A 16,765-nucleotide genomic window follows, 5' to 3' on the forward strand; every position below is an offset into this window, starting at 1 on the left:
CTTCTCGTCCATCTCACTCGTCTCTTTCCATGGCATCGGCAGATCCCTCTCGCCGACCCACAAAAACTGTCAGGCATCTATCCGGTCTACTCTGTCCGATATCTAACCGGTTCGGACCCGCTGGAAACCCCCACCCCGACCCTCCCCCGCCTACCGGCGGGGGGGGGGAATACACTCGCTAGGAGGCCTGCCCCTATGCCGACCTATCACGCGCCGCTGAAGGATTACCGCTTCGTGCTGAACGAGCTGATCCAGCTCGACAACTACACCAACCTGCCGGGCTTCCAGGACGCCACGCGCGAGACGGTCGACGCGATCCTGGAGGAGGGTGCGAAGTTCGTCGAAGGGGTGATCGCCCCGATCAACCAGATCGGCGACAAGGAAGGCTGCAAGCTGAAGGACGGCGTGGTGACCACGCCGACCGGCTTCAAGGAAGCCTACAAGCAATACGTCGAGGGCGGCTGGGCCGGCCTGACGGCGGAGCCGGATTTCGGCGGCCAGGGCCTGCCGCATATTGTCGGCTTCGTCATGTCGGAGATGATGACGGCGGCCAACATGGCCTTCTCGATGTATCCGGGCCTCAGCCACGGCGCCTATGAGGCGATCCTGAAGCACGGCACCGACGAGCAGCGGAAGACCTATCTGCCGAAGCTGATCGAGGGCAGCTGGACCGGCACCATGAACCTGACCGAGCCGCATTGCGGCACCGATCTCGGCCTGATGCGCACCAAGGCCGAGCCGCAAAAGGACGGTAGCTTCAAGATCACCGGCACCAAGATCTTCATCTCCGCCGGCGAGCACGACATGGCGGAGAACATCATCCACCTGGTACTGGCCAAGATCCCCGGCGGGCCGTCGGGCATCAAGGGCGTCTCGCTTTTCATCGTGCCGAAATTCCTGGTCAACGCCGACGGCAGCCTCGGCGAGCGCAACGGCGTCACCTGCGGCTCGATCGAGCACAAGATGGGCATCCACGGCAACTCGACCTGCGTGTTGAACTATGACGGCGCCAAGGGCTGGCTGATCGGCGAAGCGCACAAGGGCATGCGGGCGATGTTCACCATGATGAACGCGGCCCGGCTCGGCGTCGGCATCCAGGGTCTCGGCGTCGGCGATGTCGCGTTCCAGAACGGCCTCGCCTATGCCAAGGACCGGCTGCAGATGCGCTCGATCTCCGGCGTCAAGGCGCCGGACAAGCCGGCCGATCCGATCATCGTGCATCCTGATGTCCGGCGCATGCTGATGACGATGAAGGCCTTCACCGAGGGTGCGCGCGCCTTTGCCCTCGAGACCGGGCTGAAGATCGACTTCGCGCAGAAGCACCCCGACGAGGCGGCGCGGCGCGAGGCGGAGGACTACGTCGCCCTCGTCACGCCGGTGATCAAGGCCTACCTCACCGATATGGGCTACGAGACCGCCACCATGGCGCAGCAATGCCTGGGCGGGCACGGCTATATCTGGGAGCACGGCATGGAGCAGTTCGTGCGCGATGCCCGGATCGCCATGATCTACGAGGGCGCCAACGGCGTGCAGGCGCTCGACCTGGTCGGCCGCAAGCTGCCGGAGGGGATGGGGCGGCTGCTGCGCACCTTCTTCCACCCCATCGACCGCTTCATCCAAGAGAACATGACTGACGCGAAGATCGCCAAGGACTATGTCATGCCGCTCGCCAAGGCCTTCGCCCGGCTGCAGCAGGCGACCGCCTGGATAGCCGAACAGGGCATGAAGAGCCCGGACGAGGCCGGGGGCGCCTCGTCGGATTACCTGAAGATGTTCGCTCTGGTGGCGCTCGGCCATGTCTGGGCGCGCACCGCCAAGATCGCGCACGAGAAGCTGGCCAATGGTGCCGACGACAAGCCGTTCTACGAGACCAAGCTGGTCACCGCGAAGTTCTTCATGGATCGCATGCTGCCGGATACGTCGGGCCTGCTCGCCAAGATCCAGGCCGGCGCCGACAGCATGATGAAGCTGGACGCCGAGGCGTTCTGATTCCGCTGTGCTTTCGGGCGCCACGTTGCAGCGTGGCGCCCGCTGTGCCATGACCAGAAAAATAAAGTTCGGGATGGAGCCCAAGATATGACCTGGTTGCCGCGAACCGTCTTCACGGCGGAACACGACCTGTTCCGGGCCGAGGTGCGCAAGTTCTATGAGCGCGAGATCGTTCCCCATCACGCCCAGTGGGAGAAGGACGGCGTCGTGCCGCGCTCCGCCTGGAAGAAGGCGGGCGATGCCGGCTTCCTCTGCGCCACCATGCCGGAGGAATATGGCGGCGCCGGCGTCGACCGGCTGTACAGCGCCATCTTGATGGAGGAGCAGGCGCGGGCGAATACATCCGGCCCCGGCTGGTCGCTGCATTCCGACATCGTCGCGCCCTATATCCTCAACTACGGCACGGAAGAGCAGAAGAAGAAGTACCTGCCGGCCATGGCCAAGGGCGACGTCATCGGCGCCATCGCCATGACCGAACCCGGCACCGGCTCCGACCTGCAGGGCGTGCGGACGACCGCCATCCGCGACGGCGATCACTACGTCATCAACGGCCAGAAGACCTTCATTACCAACGGCCAGAACGCCGACCTCGTCATCCTGGTCACCAAGACCGATCCGAAGCAGGGCGCCAAGGGCATCTCGCTGATCCTGGTCGAGGCCGGCATGCCGGGCTTCACCAAGGGCCGCAATCTCGAGAAGCTCGGCATGCATGCGCAGGACACCTCGGAGCTGTTCTTCTCCGACGTCCGCGTGCCGGTCTCGAACCTGCTCGGTGACAAGGAAGGCCAGGGCTTCTATCAGCTGATGAAGGAGCTGGCCTGGGAACGGCTGCAGGTCGCGATCTCCGCCATCGCCAATGCCGAGGCGGCCCTGCAATGGACGGTCGACTACACCAAGGAGCGCAAGGCCTTCGGCCAGCCGATCGCCGATTTCCAGAACACCCGCTTCAAGCTCGCCGATCTCAAGACGCAGATCCAGGCGGCGCGCGCCTTTGTCGACCGTTGCCTGGAGCTGGTGGTGAAGGGCGAGCTCGACGCCGCCTCCGGCGCGATGGCGAAATACTGGTGCTCGGACCTGCAGAACAGCGTGCTGAACGAGTGCCTGCAGCTGCATGGCGGCTACGGCTTCATGTGGGAATACCCGATCACCCGCGCCTATGCCGATGCCCGCGTGCAGAAGATCTACGCCGGCACCAACGAGATCATGAAGGAATTGATCAGCCGCACGCTCTGAACGCCGGCTGACGCAAGGGAACGAGACCATGAACGGCACCATTCCGCGTACCATCTTCAAGGCGGAGCACGACGAGTTCCGCAGCCATGTTCGCCGCTTCTACGAACGCGAGATCACCCCGCATCGGGAGGAGTGGGAGGCGGCCGGCCAGATCAGCCGCGAGGCCTGGGCGAAGGCGGGCGAGGCGGGCTTCCTCTGCGCCACCATGCCGGAGGAATATGGCGGGGCCGGCGTCGACCGGCTGTACAGCGCGGTGCTGATCGAGGAGCAGGCCCGCACCTTCAACTCGGGCCCGGGCTTCTCGCTGCATTCCGACATCGTCGCGCCCTACATCCTCAATTACGGCACCGAGGCGCAGAAGCAGAAGTACCTGCCGCGCATGGCCAAGGGCGAGATCATCGGCTGCATCGCCATGACCGAGCCCGGCGCCGGTTCCGACCTGCAGGGCGTGAAGACGACCGCGATCAAGCAGGGCGACCACTTCCTGATCAACGGCCAGAAGACCTTCATCACCAACGGCTACATGTCCGACTTCGTCGTGCTGGTGGCGAAGACCGATCCGACCGCCGGCGCCAAGGGCATCTCGCTGATCCTGGTGGATACCGGCACCGAGGGCTACCAGAAGGGCAAGAAGCTGAAGAAGATCGGCATGCACGCGCAGGACACCGCCGAGCTCTTCTTCGACAACGTCCGCGTGCCGCGCGAGAACCTGCTGGGTGAGGAGGGCAAGGGCTTCATCCAGCTGATGAAGGAGCTCGCCTGGGAGCGCATGCAGATCGCCATCCGCAATGTCGAGATGGCGGATTCGGTGCTGAGCCACACCGTCGACTACGTGAAGGAACGCAAGGCCTTCAAGCAGTCGATCATGGACTTCCAGAACACCAAGTTCCGCCTGGCCGAGGTGAAGACCGAGATCCAGGTGGCGCGGGTCTTCGTCGACCGCTGCATCGAGGCGGTGGTCAAGCGCGAGCTCGACCCGGCGACCGGGGCGATGGCGAAGCTCTATGCCTCCGAGATGTCGAACCGCGTGGTCGATACCTGCCTGCAATTCTTTGGCGGCTGGGGCTATATGTGGGAATTCCCGATCGCCCGCGCTTACGCCGATGCCCGCGTGCAGCGCATCTTCGGCGGCACCAGCGAGGTGATGAAGGAAATCGTCGCCCGGACGCTCTAGGTCCGGCGATGCGCTAAGGTGGCCGCATGCGGCCCCCGGCACCTCGACCAGATCCACTCGCCGAGCCGGCCCGGCTCTATGCGGCCGGGCGGATCGCCGAAGCGGATCGGCGGCTCGACGCGCTGCAGAAGGCGCGCCCTGGCGATGCCGAGTTCCAGTTCAACCTGGCGGCGCTGGCCGACCAGGCCGGGCGCACCGAACGGGCGCGGGCAGGCTATGAACGCGTCCTGCGCCTGGCGCCGAATGCGCTCGCGGCCTGGATGAATCTCGGCTCGCTGCAGCTCAGGCTCGACAACGCGGCCGAGGCCGAGCGCTGTTTCCGGCGCGCGGCCGAGCTGGCGCCGGGCCTTGCGGATGCGGCGCTAGGGCTTGGCTTCGCGCTGACCCGTGCGGAGAATGCCGAGGCCGCCGCCGCCGCTTTTTCCCGCGCGGTCGAGCTCGACCCGCGACGGCCGGAGGCGCTGGCCAATCTCGGTGCCGCGCGGCTCAAGCTCGGAGACGCGACGGGGGCGGGGGATGCATTGCGCCGCGCCCTTGCGCTGGCGCCTGCCAATTCCGACATCGCCTGCAGCCTTGGCATCGCCGAGCTGCAATCCGGCGATGCGGCCGCCGCCGCGGCGGCGCTCGATCGCCTTCTGGCGCGGACGCCGAGCCATGCGCGGGCGCTCGGCGCCCGGGCCGCGGCAGCCATCCGCCTCGGCGACCGGGCCAGGGCCGCCCTTCTGCTCGACGCCGATCGCCTGGTGCGCCGGCACCCGATCGCATTGCCGCCGGCCTATCCGACGTTGACCGCCTTCCATGTCGCACTGGCGCAGGCGGCGGAGCAGCACCCGACGCTGGTCCGTGGCCGTGCCGGCAAGACGACCCGCAATGGCGGTCAGACCGGCAATCTGGGGGACGATCCGGATCCGGCGATCGCCGCGCTCGTGGGCGAGGTTCGCCGGGCGCTGAACGCCTTTCTCGCGGCAGATGGTCAGGCGCCGAAAGCCTGGCGCCTCAACATCTGGGCGACCGTGCTCGATATCGATGGCCACCAGGCGACGCACAACCATCCCGGCGGCGCGGCGAGCGGCGTCTATTACGTGCGCGTGCCGTCGCCGATCGGGTCAGTAGCGGCGGGCGAGGCGGGCTTCATCGAGTTTGGCCGGCCGCCGCCGGAATTCGGCGCCGGCGATGAAGGGCTGATCCGCACCATCCGACCGGAAGAGGGGGCGATGCTGCTGTTCCCCTCGCATCTCTGGCATCGCACCATTCCGTTCCGCGCCGACCGCGCCCGCATCAGCATCGCCTTCGACGCCGTGCCCACGGCGTGACGGCTTCCGGTTGCCTCCCAAGTAAAGTCAACAGGAAAGCATGTCATAGCTAAGTTGGGCACTGCCGCGTTTTCTGCAGAGCTTGCGGGGATTCGCGCTCGCTATACTTGGCGTCACAAAACAGAAATCGTTTAGGGTTCCTCGCAAATGCGGCGCGTTGCGTGCGCGGTCGACCGGCCGGGTGCGGTTACGATGGCGCAAAGTCCGGCGCGGCCGAAGCCGTTTCCGGGCTCTTCCGACGGCATTTTCCAGGCGCGCGGTGACATTGCGGCGCGGGGTCGGCGATGAGCGCCGGCAAGATCGAAGCGCTGCGCCTCCAGGCACGTCGCGCGGTCGCGGCGGGCAGGCTGCGCGAGGCAGGTGATCTGCTGCGCCGCGCCCTGTCGCAGGCGCCGCGGGATGCGGCAATGATGGCGGAACTCGGTGTGGTGGAGGCGCAGTCGGGCCGGCCGGCGGAGGGCGTCGCCCTGCTTCGGCGCGCCGCCGCCCTGCGCCCGCACGACCTTGCCATTCGCTTCAATCTCGGCTGTCTGCGCCGGATGCTGGGGCAGCCCGAAGCCCTCGCCGATTTCGAGGCGGTCACGGCGGCCGATCCCCGGCATCTCGGCGCCTGGATGAACGGCGCCGACCTGCACCTCGCCGCCGGTCGCGCTCTGGCGGCCAAACTGGCCTATCGGCACGCCGCGACGCTCGCGCCGCTGCTGCCGGAACCTCTGTTCGGCATCGGTCGTGCGGCCTTCGCCGAGGGCAATTTCGCCGAGGCCGAATCCGCCTATCGCGAGGCCCTGGCGCTGGCCCAGGGCTTCGTCCAGGCCTGGATCGAGCTGGGCAGGGTTCGCTTCGCCCTCGGCCGCCAGCGCGATGCCGAGGCCGCTTATCGCGGCGCCATCCGCTTCGCCCCGGACAATCCCGAGGCATTGGCGGCGCTGGCCGCGATGGTCGCGGCGCCCGATACCGGGCGGGGCGCGCCGCAGTGACCACCTGGATCCTGGGCGTCGCCGCCAGCCACAATGGCGGCGCCGCGCTGATCCGGGACGGAAGGGTCGTGGTCGCCGTGCAATCCGAGCGGCTGACCCGGCAGAAGCGGCAGGGCACGGCCTTCGATCAGCCGAACGAGGCCTTGCGCTGCGCCATGCGCTATTGCCTCGACGCCGCGGGGATCGAGGCCGGCGCGCTGGCCGCGGTGGCAACCTCGACGCCGTGGGACGTCTGGCGTTTCGACCCGAAACTGCACCTTGGCGTGCCGGTACCGGTGGTCTCGGTGCCGCATCATCTGGCGCATGCGGAATATGCCGTGCATTGGGCCGAGACGACCGACGCCCTGGTCCTGGTGGTCGACGGCAGCGGCAGCTTCGAATACCACCGACCCGAGCTTGCGGTCGCCGAGGCCGAGGCGGCGGACGCGGTGCGGCTGATTCACGACGAGGGCAAGGAGACGATATCGGCCTATCGGTACGACGGGCGCCGGCTGGAGCTCGTCTACCGCAACGCGGTCGGCCGTGGCCGACCCGCCCCCGGCGGCACGCGGCGTTTCCGGCGCAGCCTCGGGCATCTTTGGGAGTGGTGCTCGGACTATTGCTTCGACGACATGCACGAGGCGGGCAAGGTGATGGGCCTCGCGCCGTTCGGCGATCCGGCCCGCTTTCGCGACTGCGCGCTCGCCGGGTTCGGTAAAAGCGGCGAGGCGGAGCTGCGCTTCGATCTCGCCTTTGAGCAGTTCCGCCGGCCGAATCGCTCGCGCATCGATGTGGTGAGCGACGCGCACTACGCCGACCTCGCGGCGCACGTGCAGGAATGCACCGACCGTTTCCTGCTCGACCTCGCGCGCTTCCTGCACCGCCGGCATCCGGCGCGCGATCTCTGCTATTCCGGTGGCGTCGCCCTGAACATCCTGGCGAACGAGAGGCTGATCCGCGAGGGGCCGTTCGCACACGTGCACCTCAACGGTGCCTGCGAGGACAACGGCACCGCGCTGGGCGCGGCGCTCGCCGCGCACCATCGGCTGACCGGACGGCGCGAGACGGAAAAGGTGCGCGACAGCTGGGGGCGCGCCTACGCCGATGCCGAGATCGCAGGCGCGGCGCGGGCAATAGGGGCGCCGTACGCGACGGTCGGCCTCGCCGCTGCCACCGAACGGGCTGCCGCGGCGATCATCGGCGGAAAGGTGGTGGGCTGGTTCCAGGGCGGCAGCGAGTTCGGCCCGCGCGCGCTCGGGCATCGCAGCATCATCGCCGATGCGCGCTCCGCGGCGACCAAGCCGGTGCTCGACACCAAGGTGAAGCGCCGCGAGCCCTATCGGCCCTATGCGCCCGCGGTGCTGCACGAACAGGCCGCTTCCTGGTTCGACCTCGAAGGCGTCTCGCCGGTGATGATGCGGGTGGCGCGCGTGCGCTCGCCGCAGAAGTTGCCGGCCATCACCCATGTCGACGGCACCGCACGGGTGCAGACGGTTCACCCCGACGACAATGGCGCCTTCCATGGCCTGATCCGGGCGGTCGGCGCGCGGACGGGCGTGCCGGTCGTGCTCAATACGTCGTTCAACATTGCGGGCGAGCCGATCGTGGAAACGCCGGCCGATGCGCTTCAGACCTTCCTTGCCTCGGGGATGGACCTGCTGGTGCTGGAGGGCACCGTCGTCGAGCGTCCTGCATAGAGCTCAGTCCGGGCGCTCAGTCCGGGCGCTCAGGCCGGGCGCTCAGGCCGGGAACACCACGCGCGTTATCGTGCCGCCGTCGCTCGACACGCTGACCTCGCCGCCGAGCTGCTGCGCCAGGCTGCGAATCAGGCGGAGGCCGAGCCCGCCCGCGACGGCCGGATCGAACCCGGCGGGCAGTCCGCTGCCATTGTCGCGCACGCTGAGCTCGACGTGACCGTCGCCGAGCCGGGCCACCTGCACCGCGATGCTGCCCGCGGTGCCGCGTTCGAAGGCATGCTTCAGCGAGTTGATCATCGTCTCGGTAACGATCAGCATCAAGCACAACGTCTTCTCGGCCGACAGCCGCGGCGGCATGCCCTGCACCGTGCACTTCACGCCGACCGTGTCGGTTGCCGTGAGCAGATCCTGGCAGATCGCGCGCATCATCTCCTCGAAGCCCCGGTCGAGCCCGGCCGGGTCATAGAGGTTGCGGTGGATGCGGCTCATGATCTCCAGCCGATGGATGGTGGTGTCGAGTGCGGCCCGGGCGGTGTCGGGGTCGTCGCCGATCTGGCGACGCTGCAGCCGGAGCAGGCTGGCGGCGAACTGCACCGTGTTGGCGATGCGATGCCGCAGATCCTGGAACAGCGTCTGCCGCAGGGCCAAGGCCGCCTGCGCGGCCTGGTTCTCGTTGCGCAGCAACTCGATGGTGCGATGCATCGAGCCCATCGCCGCCGCAATGGCGGCTGCTGCCGCGGCGAACGCCGCAACCACCGGCCAAGGCGCGGGTTCCGGCGATGCGGCGGCGACCAGATAGGCGGCCGCCACGGCGAGCGCGGCAACCAGAGCGGCGGGCCACGCCCCGCCGACAAAGCCCGCAATCACGATGGCGGGGAGGAGCAGCACGGTGATCGCCGGTCCGCCATCCGCCCGCGCCGCGGTCAGGGTGATGATTGCCAGAAGCAGCCAGCCGACGCCGCCGGCTGCGCCGGCCCATGGCCAATGGGCAAGGGGCGGCCGGGAACCGAAAGGCTGGGTCATGCGTTGGCTATAGCCCGCGCGGAAGAGCGCGTTCATGTCAAATGACACGATCCGCAACGGTTATAGGAGCCCCGCATTGACCCGAGGCCGATCGATTCCGCGGCCATCCTGTCGGCAATGCCCGCTCCGGCGCAGCGAAGCCTTCAAGGCGATCTCGGGCCGCGCCCTGGGCTTCCTGAGCCGACTGAAGGTCGATCACATCGCGACGCCGCAGGGGCATGAGCTGATCCGCGCCGGCGACGTGAATCCGCGCCTCTACACGCTCTATCGCGGCTGGGCCTTCCGCTACAAGACGCTGTCCGACGGGCGGCGGCAGATCCTGAATTTTCTGCTGCCGGGCGATCTGATCGGCGTGCAGGCCAACATGTTCGACGCTTCCCCGCATGCCGTCGAGGCGCTCACGGATGCCGAGTTCTGCGTCTTCTCGCGCCGCCGTCTATGGGATCTCTATGCCAACTTTCCCGAGCTCGCCTTCGACATCACCTGGCTGACAGCGCACGAGGAAGGCATGGTCGACGACAATCTGCTGAGCGTCGGCCGGCGCAGTGCGGCCGAGCGGGTGGCCGCGTTGCTGATGCAACTCTACAAGCGCGCTCAAGGCCTGGGATTGGTGGAAAAGGATGGGCTTTTGCTGCCGATCACCCAGCAGCACATTGCCGACGCGCTGGGCATCTCGCTGGTTCACACCAACAAGACGATGCGCCGCCTGGTGCGTATCGGTCTGTTCCAATACCGCCGTTCGCGCCTGCAGCTGACCGATCCGCATGCCCTGGAGCGGCTGGCCGACTATTTCGAGGCGCCGCTGCCGCCGCGACCGCTTATCTAGCTCGCTTCAGCTAGCCAGGCTGCGCGCGTAGCGGACGATGCGCGTCGCCGCTTCCGCAAGGCGGGCATCGCCGGCTGTCAGGGAGATGCGGAGCTGACCCGCTGCGCTCGGCCCGAAGCCGTCGCAGGGCAGGACGGCGACGCTCTCCGCCTTCAAGAGGCCGCGGGCGAATGCGTCGGAGCCGAGCCCCGTCCCGCGCACATCGAGCATCACGAACATGCCGCCCTCCGGCGGCGTCACCTTGCAGTTCGGCGCCTCGGCCAGCAGCTGCGCCATCAGCCCGGCACGGCGCCGGTAGTCCGCGCGCATCGCCGCCACTTCCGGCAGATTGCCCCGAAAGGCGGCGAGGGCCCCGTCCTGCAGGAAGGGCGGTGCCCCGTAGAGCATGCAGAGCAGCAGGTTGAACAGGTGCCGCGCAAGCTCCGGCGGACCGACGATCCAGCCCATGCGGTAGCCCGGCATGGCATGGCTCTTGGAAAGGCTGGACACGACCACGGTGCGCTCGGCCATGCCCTCCAGGCCCCAGGCATGCACATGCGGCCGGGCGAAAGCGAGGTCCTCGTACACTTCGTCGGAGACCAGCCAGAGATCGTGGCGCCGGCAGAGCCGCGCCACTTCCTCGACCTCCTCCCGCGTCATCACGGCGCCGGTCGGGTTGTGCGGGCTGGTGATCCAGATGACGCGCGTGCGCGGGGTGACGGCGGCGGCCAGTGCCGCCATGTCGAGATGAAACCCCGTCTCCGGCCGGAGCGGCACGTTGACCATGGTGGCGCCGGAGGCGCCGACGACGGCCTCGTAGGTGGCGTACATCGGCTCCGGCACGATCACCTCGTCGCCCGGCCCGGCCAGGCATTGCAGGGCGGTGTAGAGGCCGCCCTGGGTGCCGGGCACGATCACGACATTCTCCGCCGTGCAGGGCTTGCCGCTGCGGCTCTGCACACGGGCGGCGATGGCGGCGCGCAGCTCCGGCAGGCCGGCGATCGGCGCATATCCGGTATGGCCGGCCTTCAAGCCCTGGATCGTGGCTTCGATCACCTTCTCGGGCGGCGGCTGGTCGGGATCGCCGACCGTCAGCAGGATCGGATCCTGCCCGGCGGCGCGGAGCTGCAGCGCCTCCATATGCACGGCCCAGGCGCCGGCGCCGCGGCCAGCCACGCGATCGACGAAGGGTGAATAACGCACGGGCGAAAGCTCCTGACGAATCCCGATCCCAATGGTTGCGATCCTAGCTGGTTTGCCGGCCTCTGGCGCCAAGTGCGTCGGCGTTGTAATTCGAACGCCGCGTATCGGTTGGAGGAAGCATGCAAGAAGGGTTGGGCGCCTGGCTCGATGGCCACGCCCGGTCGCGGGGCGACGCGCCGGCCGTGATCGCCGGCGGCGACACGATGAACTTCGCGCGGCTGGCGGCGGAGAGCCGCCGGGTCGCGGGCGGGCTGGCGCGGCTCGGCATCGGCCGCGGCGACCGGGTCGCGTTCTGGCTGCCCAATGTGCCGGCCTATCTGACGCTGTTCTTCGCCTGCGCCCGGCTCGGCGCCATCGCGGCGGCGGTCAATACGCGCTTCAAGGCGCACGAGGTCGGCGACATTGTCGGCCGTTCCGGCGCTAAGGCGCTGGTGCTCTGGCCGGCCTTCCTCGACATTCCCTTCCTCGACATCCTGGCCGAGGTGCCAAGGGGCGCCCTCGACCGCCTGGAGACGCTGATCCTCTACAGCGAACCCGGCGACAAGCCGAAGGTCCTGCCGCCGATCGGTCGCGCGCGGACGGTCGCCTATGCCGATCTGCTGCGGGGTGCCGAACTGGCCGGCGACGGCCGGCGCGGCGACGGCGTCGCCATGTTCACTACCTCCGGCACCACCAAGGCGCCGAAATTCGTGCTGCACGCGCAATCGAGCGTGATCGACCATGCGGCCGACGTGGCGCCGGGCTTCACCCTCGACCGGCCGGGCGCGCAGGTGCTGCAGATGCTGCCGCTCTGCGGTGTGTTCGGCTTCACCGGCACCATGGCGGCGCTGCAGGCCGGCGCGCCGATCCATACCCTGCCGGTGTTCGACGTCGAGCGCGCGGGCCGCATTTTGAAGGAGTTCCGCATCGGCCAGGCCAATGCGACCGACGACATGATCCGCCGCCTGCTCGACTGGTCGAACGAGACGGTGCCGTTCCCCGATCTCCGCTTCATGGGCTTTGCCGCCTTCAACCACACGCCGGCGGAGATGATCGCCATGGCCGACAAGCGGGGGCTGGCACTGGTCGGCCTCTACGGCATGAGCGAGGTGCAGGCACTGTTCTCGCGCCAGTCCGAGACGGCGCCGCCGGCGGAGCGCGCCAAGGGCGGCGGCACCCCGGTCTCGCCCAAGGCCGGCGTGCGGGTGCGCGATCCGGAGAGCGGCAGGCTGCTCCCTGCCGGCGAGGCGGGCGAGCTCGAATTCAAGGCGCCGAGCCTGCTCAAGGAATATTTCGGCAATCCGGAAGCGACCCGCGAGGCCTTCACCGATGACGGCTGGTTTCGCTCCGGCGATCTCGGCCAGCTCGAAGGCGATGGCCGCTTCCAGTATTTGACCCGCATGGGCGACGTCATGCGGCTCGGCGGCTTCCTGGTCGCGCCGGCCGAGGTCGAGGACTTTCTGCAGCGCCATCCCGCGGTGGAGGTGGCGCAGGTGGTCGCGGTCCCGACCGCGGACGGCAATCGCGCCGTCGGGTTCGTCACGCTGAAACCGGGCTGCGCCATCGACGAAGCGACGCTGCTCGCCCATGCCAAGAGCGGCATCGCCGGCTACAAGGTGCCGAAGCGGATCGTCGCGCTTGCCGAAATGCCGACCACCTCGGGCCCGAATGGCGTCAAGATCCAGCGCGCGCGGCTGCGGCAGATGGCGGTGGAGCTCGTCGGATGAGGCTTGCGGCGCTGCTCGCGGCCCTGCTCGTGCTGCCGGTCGGGGCCAGGGCGGCGCAGCCCGATTTCCTGGCGGCGCTGCCGCCGGTCGCGGTGGCGCAGGCCTTTGCCGACAGCTATGGCCGGGCGGTGTTGCGTGAGTTCGGCGCAATCCTTCAGGAGAGCGCGGATCCGGCTTGCCTCCGCGCCAAGGGCCTGGAACCCGCGGCGCTGGCGGCCTTCGGCGAGGAGCTGCTGGTTCGCCGCGGCCAGGCCTGGATCGACATGATGTTCGAATTCATCGACGCGGCGAAGGCCGAGAGAGAGTTCCGACGCCTCGGCGGCGACAACGCCCTGGAGGACCTGCGACAGGCGGCTGCCGACCCGATCGTGCGGGAACTCCGCGAGATCGGCCGACCCGCGCAGCTCGACAATCTGGTCGATCGGGTGATCGAGGAATTCGACCGATTCGTCCTGCTGAACCGGATCGGACTCGCGCGCCCGCTCAGTCCCTATGCCACCGGCTCCGACCTCATGGCCGAGAGCCGGGCCGAGCCGAGCGAGGATGCGGTCGAAGCCTTCGCGGAGGCGAACCAGACGCCGGCGCTGCTGCGGTTCCGCGAGCTTGTCGAGACCATGGGGAAGGCGATGGCAGCTGCCACCGACCAGGAGCGGCTGCTGCGCCACGGGCCCGGCCGATCCTTTCCCGGCGCCGATGCCGAGCTGAAGGCGCATTGCATCGAATAGACCGGCAGCAGCGCCTATTCGGCGGCCTCGGTCTGAACGGTCGCGCGGCCGGCGGATTTGGCGACGCGGGCGCGGCTCGCATCCTCGCCCTGTTTCTTCGCCACCGCGGCGGTGCCGCCCTGGGTCTCGTTGAACATGGCGAGGCTCGCCATCTCGTCGGCGGAAGGCGGCGCGATGGCAAGATCGCTGTAGGCCTTGTGCTTGGGATCGCGGCGGATGCGCTTGTACATCCGATTGCCGTCGAACATCCAGCGGGCGTAGTGGAACCATTTGTAGGCGGTGCCCGCGATGTACTTCGCGTGGAAGGCGATGGGATTCTCGATCGGCAGGCCGGGCCGGCGGTCGCGGCGGTACTTGCGCCGGATGATGCCGCCCTCCAGCGGATGCACGCCTTCGTAGCGGTACATCAGGTAGAACCAGACGAGCAGGCGCATCTTGACCCGCGGCCGGCCATGGCGCACGGCGGCCGCCCGGCGCATCACGGTCTCGATGTGCCCGGGCGTATAGTAGGCGTGCCAGGCGGCGCGATAGGCGTCTTCCCATTCCGCGTCCGACATCTTCGGATGATGGCTGACGCGATGGTTCAGGTCGTACTTGTTGAGATCCGCGTCCATCCACGCGCCCTTGGTCAGCAGGACCTTGTGGTCCTCCGAGCCCGGCAGCGGCGTCAGGAAGAAGAACTCCAGTAGGTCGATCGGCAGCTCGCGCTTGATGATCTCCACATCCCGCAGGATCGACTCCTTGGTGTCGCCGGGGAAGCCGAGGATGTAGCCGGCATAGGTGGTCACCCCGTGCGCCCGCCACGCCTGCAGCATCAGGCGGTACTCGGTGATCTTGTTCTGCCGCTTCTTGGCGGCCATCAGGTTGTCGGGGTTGATGTTCTCCAGCCCGATGAACACCCGGTGCACGCCGGCACGCACGCATTTGTCGACGAAGTTCGGAATCCGGTGGCACAGCGTGTCGACCTGGATCACCAGCTTGATCTTGAAGCCTTCGTTCTCCCGGAGGTGGATCAGCCGCTCGAGCAGCACTTCCCAGTCGCGGTTGCGCGCGAAGTTGTCGTCGGTGATGAAGAACTTCTCGATGCCGAGCGCCGCGTTCTCGCGGATGATCCGCTCCAGGTCGTCCGGCGTGCGGAACCGGCTCTTGCGCCCCTGCACGTTGATGATGGTGCAGAACGAGCATTGGAACGGGCAGCCGCGGCCAAGATCGAAGCTCGCCCGCATGCCCTCGGTACGCTCCACGGCATCGCGCCAGAGTAAGGGCGTCGGCTGGCCTTCCAGCGCCGGCAGGTTCTTCATGTGATTGTAGAGCGGCTTCAAGGTGCCGGCATAGGCATCGCGGAGCACCTCGTCCAGCGTCTGGTCCTCCGCCTCGCCGGCGAAGACGGTGACGCCCTGAGCCTGGATCGCCTTGATCTCGGCCGGCAGCTCCGGAAGCATCGACAGGCAGCCCGACACGTGGAAACCGCCGATCGCGACCTGGAAGCCGCCCGCGATGAAAGGCTGCGCCAGATCGACCGCGCGCGGAAACTGGTTCGACTGTACGCCGACGAAGCCGATCAGCGCCCGCCCGCCGGCGCGGCGGATCTCGCGCATGATCCGCTTCGGCCGGATCCGCGTGTTGGTTTCGTCATAGGTGTAGAACCGCATCTCGACATCGGGGCCGAGCACCTGGCGACGCTGGCAGTCCAGCGCGATGCCGTTCAGCACGGCCAGCGTGTTGGCCGGAATGGCAGAGCGGAACCATTGGATCGGATAGCCGTCGTCGTCGTAATGCGACGGCTTGATCATCACGAAGTGGAACAGCTGTCGGCCGGCTTCCTCCACGTGCTCCCCCGCATCCGTCGTCCCCGCCACGGCGGGCACGTTACCCGACAATGTTAAGATCGCGAACCCAGAAATGGCGATTCACGTCAACATCGATTCGGCTAGGGTTGCGGCACTGCGGGCGTGGCGGAACCGGTAGACGCATCGGACTTAAAATCCGTTGGGCGCAAGCCCGTGGGGGTTCGACTCCCCCCGCCCGCACCAGTTGCTTTGCGAGGGGCACTCCGAGGATGACGGCAAGCCTGGATGAAGAGAGCGCAGCGCCGGCCCTCGCAACGGATGGCCCGGTTCTCGTCTTCGGTGGCTGCTACAGCAATCTCGAAGCGACGCAAGAAGTGCTCCAACGTGCGACCGGGCTCGGCATTCCGCCGGCGCGGACCATATGCACGGGCGATGTCGTCGCCTACGGGGCCGACGCCGCCGCGGCGGTGGATCTGATCCGCCGATCCGGCGTCCATGTCGTGATGGGCAATTGCGAAGAAGCCCTGGGCTTCGACGCCGAGGATTGCGGTTGTGGCTTCGCCGCGGGATCGGCTTGCGACGTGCTCTCGGTGGCCTGGTACGCCCACGCTCGGAGGCAGATCAGCGCGGCCGACAAGGCATGGATGCGGGAGTTGCCGCGCCGTATCGATATCGTAGTGGACGGCCGCCGCCTCGCGGTCGTGCACGGTGGCGTGCAGTCGATCAACGCATTCCTGTTTGCCTCGACCGATGCCACGACGCTCGGTCGGGAGATCTCGCTGAGCGGCTGCGATGGCGTCATCGCGGGGCATTGCGGTTTGCCGTTCAGCCGCATCGTCGCCGGCCGCTTGTGGCACAATTCCGGCGCCATCGGCATGCCGGCAAACGACGGCACGCCGCATGTCTGGTACAGCCTGCTGACGCCGGGGCCGGACGGTCTCGCCATCGAGCACCAAGCGATTTCCTATGACCACGCCACAGCAGCATCCAAGATGCGGCGAGCGGGTCTGCCCGAAGGCTACGCGGGCGCCCTCGAGACCGGTCTGTGGCCGAGTTGCGACATCCTGCCCGCCCGCGAGCTCGCACAGCGCGGACGGCCGATCGCTCCGCATCGGCTGTTGTGGGCGCAAGCCGGAAACTGATGAGCGGGC

The 16,765-nt window shown here is 67.9% G+C and carries 13 protein-coding genes and 1 tRNA gene; 11 read left to right on the top strand and 3 right to left on the bottom strand.

Going from position 1 to position 16,765, the window contains the following annotated elements; translation table 11 throughout:
• The first annotated feature begins 195 nt into the window (after positions 1–195).
• The 6 genes from DT074_RS21210 (at position 196) to DT074_RS21235 (ending at position 8,362) form a co-directional block, all read left to right on the top strand.
• Positions 196–1,989 (top strand): acyl-CoA dehydrogenase C-terminal domain-containing protein, encoded by a 1,794-nt coding sequence (locus tag DT074_RS21210; protein ID WP_119421867.1) that lies wholly within the window; start codon positions 196–198, stop codon positions 1,987–1,989.
• A gap of 87 nt (positions 1,990–2,076) precedes the next feature.
• Positions 2,077–3,222, top strand: a complete 1,146-nt coding sequence (locus DT074_RS21215; RefSeq protein WP_119421868.1) for an acyl-CoA dehydrogenase family protein — start codon at positions 2,077–2,079, stop codon at positions 3,220–3,222.
• 28 nt (positions 3,223–3,250) lie between these two features.
• Positions 3,251–4,396 (top strand): acyl-CoA dehydrogenase family protein, encoded by a 1,146-nt coding sequence (locus tag DT074_RS21220; protein WP_119421869.1) that lies wholly within the window; start codon positions 3,251–3,253, stop codon positions 4,394–4,396.
• Positions 4,397–4,422: 26 nt separating this feature from the next.
• Positions 4,423–5,709 (top strand): putative 2OG-Fe(II) oxygenase, encoded by a 1,287-nt coding sequence (locus DT074_RS21225; RefSeq protein WP_119421870.1) that lies wholly within the window; start codon positions 4,423–4,425, stop codon positions 5,707–5,709.
• Positions 5,710–5,993: 284 nt separating this feature from the next.
• The gene (locus tag DT074_RS21230) at positions 5,994–6,686 is read left to right on the top strand and encodes a tetratricopeptide repeat protein (protein WP_119421871.1); all 693 of its coding nucleotides are present in this window, start codon (positions 5,994–5,996) and stop codon (positions 6,684–6,686) included.
• Entirely contained in the window at positions 6,683–8,362 is a 1,680-nt protein-coding gene (locus tag DT074_RS21235; protein WP_119421872.1) for a carbamoyltransferase C-terminal domain-containing protein, read from the top strand. Before DT074_RS21230 ends, DT074_RS21235 begins: the two co-directional genes overlap by 4 nt.
• Before the next feature lie 42 nt (positions 8,363–8,404).
• Here the strand turns inward: DT074_RS21235 and DT074_RS21240 are convergent, their stop codons facing one another.
• Positions 8,405–9,421: a sensor histidine kinase gene (locus DT074_RS21240; protein ID WP_119421873.1), complete on the bottom strand. Its 1,017-nt coding sequence runs from the start codon at positions 9,419–9,421 to the stop codon at positions 8,405–8,407.
• A gap of 40 nt (positions 9,422–9,461) precedes the next feature.
• Here DT074_RS21240 and DT074_RS21245 point away from each other — a divergent pair, with 40 nt between their 5' ends.
• Positions 9,462–10,211 (top strand): Crp/Fnr family transcriptional regulator, encoded by a 750-nt coding sequence (locus DT074_RS21245; protein ID WP_368744825.1) that lies wholly within the window; start codon positions 9,462–9,464, stop codon positions 10,209–10,211.
• A 6-nt stretch (positions 10,212–10,217) separates the two neighbouring features.
• Here the strand turns inward: DT074_RS21245 and DT074_RS21250 are convergent, their stop codons facing one another.
• Positions 10,218–11,393: a pyridoxal phosphate-dependent aminotransferase gene (locus tag DT074_RS21250; RefSeq protein WP_119421875.1), complete on the bottom strand. Its 1,176-nt coding sequence runs from the start codon at positions 11,391–11,393 to the stop codon at positions 10,218–10,220.
• Positions 11,394–11,512: 119 nt separating this feature from the next.
• Between DT074_RS21250 and DT074_RS21255 the strand changes: the two genes are divergently transcribed.
• Both DT074_RS21255 and DT074_RS21265 read left to right on the top strand, forming a co-directional pair.
• Entirely contained in the window at positions 11,513–13,099 is a 1,587-nt protein-coding gene (locus tag DT074_RS21255; RefSeq protein WP_119421876.1) for an AMP-binding protein, read from the top strand.
• Positions 13,096–13,824, top strand: coding sequence for a hypothetical protein (locus DT074_RS21265; protein WP_162915075.1), 729 nt, complete (start codon positions 13,096–13,098; stop codon positions 13,822–13,824). Before DT074_RS21255 ends, DT074_RS21265 begins: the two co-directional genes overlap by 4 nt.
• A 14-nt stretch (positions 13,825–13,838) precedes the next feature.
• On the opposite strand, the gene DT074_RS21270 is transcribed toward DT074_RS21265, so the two are convergent.
• A complete protein-coding gene (locus tag DT074_RS21270) occupies positions 13,839–15,617 on the bottom strand; it encodes a B12-binding domain-containing radical SAM protein (protein WP_119421906.1) in 1,779 nt (592 codons plus the stop codon).
• Between the two features lie 153 nt (positions 15,618–15,770).
• On the opposite strand from DT074_RS21270, the gene DT074_RS21275 reads away from it, so the two are divergent.
• Both DT074_RS21275 and DT074_RS21280 read left to right on the top strand, forming a co-directional pair.
• Positions 15,771–15,857: transfer RNA gene (locus DT074_RS21275), tRNA-Leu, on the top strand.
• Between the two features lie 26 nt (positions 15,858–15,883).
• Positions 15,884–16,756, top strand: a complete 873-nt coding sequence (locus tag DT074_RS21280) for a metallophosphoesterase family protein (protein ID WP_119421879.1) — start codon at positions 15,884–15,886, stop codon at positions 16,754–16,756.
• Positions 16,757–16,765 lie beyond the last annotated feature (9 nt).

This window comes from Desertibaculum subflavum, assembly GCA_003576705.1.
In the GTDB taxonomy this organism is placed as follows: domain Bacteria; phylum Pseudomonadota; class Alphaproteobacteria; order Ferrovibrionales; family Ferrovibrionaceae; genus Desertibaculum; species Desertibaculum subflavum.

Excerpts from the sequence above, each read along its gene's own strand:
- DT074_RS21210 (WP_119421867.1), top strand. The coding sequence starts at position 196 with ATGCCGACCTATCACGCGCCGCTGAAGGATTACCGCTTCGTGCTGAAC.
- DT074_RS21225 (WP_119421870.1), top strand. The coding sequence starts at position 4,423 with ATGCGGCCCCCGGCACCTCGACCAGATCCACTCGCCGAGCCGGCCCGG.
- DT074_RS21280 (WP_119421879.1), top strand. The coding sequence starts at position 15,884 with ATGACGGCAAGCCTGGATGAAGAGAGCGCAGCGCCGGCCCTCGCAACG.
- DT074_RS21215 (WP_119421868.1), top strand. The coding sequence starts at position 2,077 with ATGACCTGGTTGCCGCGAACCGTCTTCACGGCGGAACACGACCTGTTC.
- DT074_RS21265 (WP_162915075.1), top strand. The coding sequence starts at position 13,096 with ATGAGGCTTGCGGCGCTGCTCGCGGCCCTGCTCGTGCTGCCGGTCGGG.
- DT074_RS21230 (WP_119421871.1), top strand. The coding sequence starts at position 5,994 with ATGAGCGCCGGCAAGATCGAAGCGCTGCGCCTCCAGGCACGTCGCGCG.
- DT074_RS21255 (WP_119421876.1), top strand. The coding sequence starts at position 11,513 with ATGCAAGAAGGGTTGGGCGCCTGGCTCGATGGCCACGCCCGGTCGCGG.
- DT074_RS21220 (WP_119421869.1), top strand. The coding sequence starts at position 3,251 with ATGAACGGCACCATTCCGCGTACCATCTTCAAGGCGGAGCACGACGAG.
- DT074_RS21240 (WP_119421873.1), bottom strand. The coding sequence starts at position 9,421 with ATGAACGCGCTCTTCCGCGCGGGCTATAGCCAACGCATGACCCAGCCT.
- DT074_RS21270 (WP_119421906.1), bottom strand. The coding sequence starts at position 15,617 with ATGATCAAGCCGTCGCATTACGACGACGACGGCTATCCGATCCAATGG.